Origin of the sequence: Bacteroides sp. HMSC067B03 (assembly GCF_001811315.1) — a bacterium.
In the GTDB taxonomy this organism is placed as follows: Bacteria; Bacteroidota; Bacteroidia; order Bacteroidales; family Bacteroidaceae; genus Bacteroides; species Bacteroides faecis.
The window spans coordinates 1-1,073 of the sequence record NZ_KV804284.1; the positions used below are offsets into that span (position 1 = coordinate 1).

Annotated in this window: 3 protein-coding genes; all 3 read left to right on the forward strand. The window is 43.9% G+C overall.

Annotated elements, in window-relative coordinates; translation table 11 throughout:
• Positions 1–219 precede the first annotated feature (219 nt).
• The 3 genes from HMPREF2794_RS03515 to HMPREF2794_RS03525 are packed head-to-tail and all read left to right on the forward strand — an operon-like array spanning position 220 to position 951.
• Entirely contained in the window at positions 220–471 is a 252-nt protein-coding gene (locus tag HMPREF2794_RS03515) for a hypothetical protein (protein ID WP_004295507.1), read from the forward strand.
• Positions 468–743, forward strand: coding sequence for a type II toxin-antitoxin system YoeB family toxin (locus tag HMPREF2794_RS03520; protein ID WP_004327436.1), 276 nt, complete (start codon positions 468–470; stop codon positions 741–743). The genes HMPREF2794_RS03515 and HMPREF2794_RS03520 overlap by 4 nt, the downstream gene beginning before the upstream one ends.
• A gap of 10 nt (positions 744–753) precedes the next feature.
• Entirely contained in the window at positions 754–951 is a 198-nt protein-coding gene (locus HMPREF2794_RS03525) for a hypothetical protein (protein ID WP_004295503.1), read from the forward strand.
• Positions 952–1,073: the final 122 nt, after the last annotated feature.

Consider the following 1,073-nt stretch of genomic DNA (forward strand, 5'->3'; position numbering starts at 1 on the left):
ACAGACGATGCTTATAACAGACAAGGGGAATTTATAGAGCTAAGTGGTTGATTTACTGTCGGAAAAAGAAAAACGATAGGGAAAAAGAGCAAAGCAAAACCAACCAACGGGCGGTAGGATTGGAAACGGGTTTTTATGGCGTGTACACGTTTGTGTACAAAATGTTTGTATTTTATTGAAATATAGCTATCTTTGTGCTGAATTTAAAAGCAAACAGATATGGAAGCATTATCAGTAAGAGAATACCGTAACAACCTCGCAGCGTCTTTCACCAAAGCTGACAATGGCGAGCAGGTACTAATTCGCAGGAAAAACGAGATTTACGCTTTGGTAAAAGTTGGTCGTGAAGATTTGATGATAACCCCGGAGCTGCAAGCAAGGATTGACAAGGCAAGGGAAGAAATCAAATCCGGAAAGTGTGTTACCCTCAAAAGCAGTGAGGATATTGACGCTTATTTCGATAGTCTATGATGTACACAATTAGGGTTTCCGACGGGGTGGATAAGGTGATTGCCAAATGGAAGAAATCAAACCCCAATTTGTTCAAGAAGTATAAGAAAATCTACAAAGAATTGTTAGAGCACCCTAAGACTGGGCTTGGGCATCCCGAAGCGTTAAGGGGCGGTGGGGATATTACATGGTCTCGACACATTACCGCCCATGACCGGATAATCTATGACATTTACGAGGAAGTGGTAGAGGTCTACATCTTGGAGGTAGAGGGGCATTACAACGATAAATGATAAAACTGTTATGGTCGAATATTGTGTTTACTGGTTAGAGAACGGCGAGCCTATGCACGAGGTGTTCTCTTCTCTTGCCGCCGCCGAGATGTACTCATGTGCGATAAGAGGGAAAGAAAACATTGAATGGGTGGAGGTGTCCGAAGAAGAAACCATTGATTTGGACGAACTGGAAGACATGTTCCCGGATGACTTCTGCGGCGTGTAATCCCCTTGGGTAGAAATGGGGTAGAATTTGTTAGGCTGTGGGGGATTTTCTAACACGCCGGGGCTTTTTGCTGGGCGGTTGGCGTGGATGTATTCCCATGCGGCATGTGTATATATAGCAAG